This is a genomic window from Tannerella forsythia, from assembly GCF_001006485.1.
Taxonomy (GTDB): Bacteria; Bacteroidota; Bacteroidia; order Bacteroidales; family Tannerellaceae; genus Tannerella; species Tannerella forsythia.
This window is the reverse complement of record NZ_JUET01000019.1, coordinates 1-4,372: the sequence shown is the minus strand read 5'-3', so window position 1 is coordinate 4,372 and position 4,372 is coordinate 1. Positions and strand designations below refer to the sequence as shown.

Annotated in this window: 4 protein-coding genes; 3 read left to right on the top strand and 1 reads right to left on the bottom strand. The window is 32.7% G+C overall.

Going from position 1 to position 4,372, the window contains the following annotated elements; genetic code table 11:
* A partial coding sequence (locus Tanf_RS00965; RefSeq protein WP_046824575.1) for a DUF4372 domain-containing protein occupies window positions 1-213 on the bottom strand: 213 nt, incomplete at its 3' end.
* A gap of 558 nt (window positions 214-771) precedes the next feature.
* On the opposite strand from Tanf_RS00965, the gene Tanf_RS00960 reads away from it, so the two are divergent.
* The 3 genes from Tanf_RS00960 (at window position 772) to Tanf_RS00950 (ending at window position 4,121) form a co-directional block, all read left to right on the top strand.
* Window positions 772-1,071, top strand: coding sequence for a Cys-every-fifth RiPP peptide CefA (locus Tanf_RS00960; RefSeq protein WP_087879726.1), 300 nt, complete (start codon window positions 772-774; stop codon window positions 1,069-1,071).
* A gap of 106 nt (window positions 1,072-1,177) precedes the next feature.
* The gene (locus Tanf_RS00955) at window positions 1,178-2,473 is read left to right on the top strand and encodes a radical SAM/SPASM domain-containing protein (protein ID WP_014223565.1); all 1,296 of its coding nucleotides are present in this window, start codon (window positions 1,178-1,180) and stop codon (window positions 2,471-2,473) included.
* Window positions 2,474-2,537: 64 nt separating this feature from the next.
* The gene (locus Tanf_RS00950; RefSeq protein ID WP_014223566.1) at window positions 2,538-4,121 is read left to right on the top strand and encodes a S41 family peptidase; all 1,584 of its coding nucleotides are present in this window, start codon (window positions 2,538-2,540) and stop codon (window positions 4,119-4,121) included.
* Window positions 4,122-4,372 lie beyond the last annotated feature (251 nt).

Genomic DNA, 4,372 nt, shown 5'->3' with positions numbered 1-4,372 from the left:
GTACCACTTCTCTTGATGTGCTTGCAATGCAACTATGAGGTCTCGAAGACCTTCACGATTACAAAGCTGGCCAAACATCATAGCGAGGAGTTGATTCCAACAGGTGAAGGACTTGACGTATTTGTCGCCTTGATACTTGGCAACAATACGATTAAACTTGCTTCTATCCAAGAAGGATGTAAGTTGAGCGAATACATACTTATCTTTAAACATATCATAAGATATGAAAAAAGATTGTGCTCCTTGCCAATTCAAGTCCGTTCTCTCGGATTTTCTCTACAATTATCTAAATATCAATAATCTAAAAGAACGCTTAGCGATTTTTAGTGGACAATAATGATAAAAAGTATATTCTAAATTTGTACCATAAGCAAAGTGTCCGACATAAAAATGGAGAAATGATTGTGGTAATGCAATATGATGACGAATTGTATACTGTTGCTCGCCGACGGATGAGTGATTTTAAAAACAAGTGGTGCGGATTATAAAAACGATATAATGATATATTTTGAAAGGTATTTTCTATGGGGCGGTGAAAGTGCGCAATGAATAAGTGTCTTTTCAATTAGTCACTCGGTATTTCCGGATAAAGATAGCGTGTGTTTGTGTGGATTTATGAAACGGCAGTTAAGGGCAAATATACCGTTTATCGGAAAAAAACGACCGTTCGTTAGGAAAAATGCTACCGTTCGTTAGAAAAGCGGAGTATAAATTGGAGCAAGAAAGGGAGGATAATTATCTTTGCTCCCGACATATTAAAATTTTACCGTGATGAAAAAATTAGAAAAACTAAGATTGAAAAAAGGAAAATCTTTTGAGGTTATTGACTATGGATTGTCTAAAAGTCAATTGTCCCATATGGAACAGTCTTTTCTTATTGGAGGGGTATATGCTTGTGCAGGCAATGCCTGTGGAGGTGATGCTTGTGTAACTGATGCATGTGGAGGTAATGCATGCGGTGGTGACGGTTGTCTAATAAACGCATGTGGTGGAAACGCATGTCCTGTACAATTGTGTCCCATTGACGCTTGTTCTGTTGATGGTTGCTGGATTGATGCATTTCATTCATAAGTGTAGTGTATAATGTGTGCTCAAAAAAAGGCATAGTTGTTTGATTTATTGCAATATAAATATTGGCAAGGCTGTTTTTTTGGGCGCTTTAAACAAACTGTTTATTATGGAATGGAGTATTTATAACTATATGTATTATTCAGAAAAAGCACAAGCATATCTGTTATATAGTTCTTTGTCAAATATGTTTGTAAAGTTGAATCAGGAAGGTTATGAGACTATTATAAAAATAAAAAATGATCCCAATTGTATTGAAGCAAAAGATAGACAATATCGTTTTTTGTTTGATAAACGTTTTATTGTAGAATCAAATGAAAATGAAAGAAATAAAATAGTGTTATCCGCCATTACTCAAAGGTTTAATCCAGACGTTATGTCATTGACAATTGCCCCCACGCAAGCGTGCAATTTTAATTGCCCTTATTGTTATGAAGGTAATAAAGCTAAAAAGAAGATGACCGACAGAGTTCAGAGTGGCATTATTGATTTTTTGAAGCGAAAAAAAAATATTAAAAAGCTTAATGTAATATGGTATGGTGGAGAGCCTACTCTAGCAATAGACGTTATTCGAAAGCTGTCAAATAATATGCAAGCAATCATAAATAATTATAGCTCATATATGATCACAAATGGATATAATATAGATAAAATAGTAGATTTTGTAGATGAGCTTAAAATAGGTGGTATGCAAATCACATTGGATGGGACGAAAAAATCTCATGATAGTACAAGATATCTAGTGAATGGAAAAGGTAGTTTTGATAAAATATTATCAAATATTGATCTCTTGTTGTCGGTGTCTAATAAGGTTAATATAACAGTAAGAATGAATGTTTTGCAGGAAAACTCAAAAGAATATGAACCTTTATATAGATTATTGCGTTTAAAATATAATAAACGAGTGAATTTGTACCCTGCATTTGTCAAGAATTACATAGGGAGGGAGGAGTTGGGAGAGTGCTACGATGACAGTAGAAGTAAGGCGTCTTTTCTTAAAAATCTATATTATAATAACAGGGTATATGCGCATTCTTTATATCCGACAAGAGTGGGAAAGGGGTGTATGTGTCAATCTTTAAATGCTTTTGTTGTGGGTGCAAGTGGAGAGTTATATAAATGCTGGCATCATTTAGGTTTAAAGGATAAAATTGTAGGTAGTATTTTTAAACCAGATATCATAACTGATTACGCATTATTTGCGGATATGATGATTAAAAACGATGCTTTATTCGATGAGAAATGTAGATCTTGTGTTTTATTTCCATCCTGTGATGGTGGTTGTACAGATTTAAGAAACACAAAAGAAGATTGCTGTATTCCAGCAAAATCCATGTTAGAAGATTTCTTGGACATACGTTATCTATTATGGGCGCAAAGCCGGGGTATTGATGGTTTGCATTAGTCGTCGTCTTTTCCTGATCATGCGTTAACAAATTTCAAATTTTCAAACATTTAAACATAAAGACATGAAGTTAAAGCGTTATAATATGGTTTTATTGATTGGTGTATTGAGCTCTCTTTTGTTAAAAGGACAAAATATTCAATTTAATAAATATTCGAATAAGATAGTGGAAGATTTAAATATATATTTAAATGGAAATGTTTATCAGAAAGATTTTCTTTTGTTTGTAAATATGATAGAGACGACTCATCCTGCATTTTCAAATACTCCACCAATTGACATTGATAGTTTAAGAAAAGACGGATATACGAAGATGGCTTTGTGTAAGAGTGTTGCTGATTTTAGATTTTATTTACAATCTGCACTCTCTCATTTGAAAGATGGACATAGTACTTTGTTGCCTGATTATAAAAAAAGTATGATATATCCATTCGCAGTTTTCTTAGATGATGATAAAAAAATATATTTAAGAGGGATAAGTGAAGGAATGGAAGAGTATCTTGGTAAGGAGATTTCAGAAGTTAATGGTCACACGATATTGAAGGTAGTAGAAAGTTTTAAAACTCTAATAAGCGGTGATAATATTTTCTGTTTTTATAAGAATGTTGTCAATGTTTTACCCGTCTTTTCTTTATGGAAAAATACATCGAACTGTTTTGCGGATTCTTCTTTATGCTTTACATTTTCTGATAGTACTAGAATGACATTAAAACCAGTACATATGAATGAGCTTAATATTATATGGAAGCGACCTGATAGTTGCAGAAATTCTGTTAGGCAAGATACAAAAATGCCGTTTATTTATAAAATATATTCTGATAAGAGTATTTGTTACTTGCAATTTAATTCCTGTATTGATCAAAAATCTCTTCTACAGCAATACTATCAAAGTAGGGGTATAGGCTGGAAGGATATTTCAGATGAAGTAGAAAAAAAAATTCTTTTATACCCAAGGTTTGATAGCTTTTTAGAGAATATGTTTAAAGAGGTGGAAGCAGGTGGTATAAAAACATTGGTTGTGGATGTTAGGAATAATCGGGGGGGGAATAGTATGTTATGCAAACAATTATTGTCATGGCTAAAACCTATAAAAGAAATAAATAAATCAAAAGTTCAAATACGGTTTTCAAAATTATGGGAGCAGCAATACCCCTTGCTATCAGAGAAATATAAAAACATTTTATCCAATAAAGGTGATGATTATGAGTTAGGGCGCTTATATGATGTATCCTATTTATCAGAAAAAAAAGACTCTTTTCCATTTCAAAAAAACGAAAATATCTACACTGTAAATACGGATAGCGATAAAGTCTTTAATGGTAACGTTATTTTTATCCAAAATAGCAATACGTATAGTAGTGCTGGTATGCTTGTGACTGAATCGATTGATAATGAAATAGGTCTAGTGGTTGGTGGTAACAGTTCTTACAAACCTTGTAGTTACGGGGATTTATTGGCTTGGGAATTGCCGAATACAAAGGTAAAAGGTTATGTGAGTCATAAGGTTTTTAATCGTCCCAATATGGATGAATGCGATGAGTCTCATATTCGGCCTACTGTTTATATACCAAATAAATGGTCGGATTTTCTTGTCGGTAATGATGCTTGTTGGGATTGGATAGTAAAGATGTATTCAGAAGGCAGATAGTCCTTGTGAATATATTCTCGATTAAAATTGGAATTGATTTACATGTAATTCGATATTTGGTTTTTGTTTGCTAAGAAGGGTTAGTATATCCGCTTTTTGAAATTAATAGTTGTATTTTTTTATTTAGTCGCTCCTTAACAATTGATTTTCTTGAATAAAAAGGAATAAAAGTATATTTTTTCCTTTGGCAGAAACCCGTAAAAAATAGAACGCAAAAGATTTTCCTTAATCTTTTCCAGCATTTTCTTTAG

What these genes read in the sequence shown, in the direction of transcription:
- Tanf_RS00960 (WP_087879726.1), top strand. Translation starts at nt 772, where the DNA reads ATGAAAAAATTAGAAAAACTAAGATTGAAAAAAGGAAAATCTTTTGAG.
- Tanf_RS00955 (WP_014223565.1), top strand. Translation starts at nt 1,178, where the DNA reads ATGGAATGGAGTATTTATAACTATATGTATTATTCAGAAAAAGCACAA.
- Tanf_RS00950 (WP_014223566.1), top strand. Translation starts at nt 2,538, where the DNA reads ATGAAGTTAAAGCGTTATAATATGGTTTTATTGATTGGTGTATTGAGC.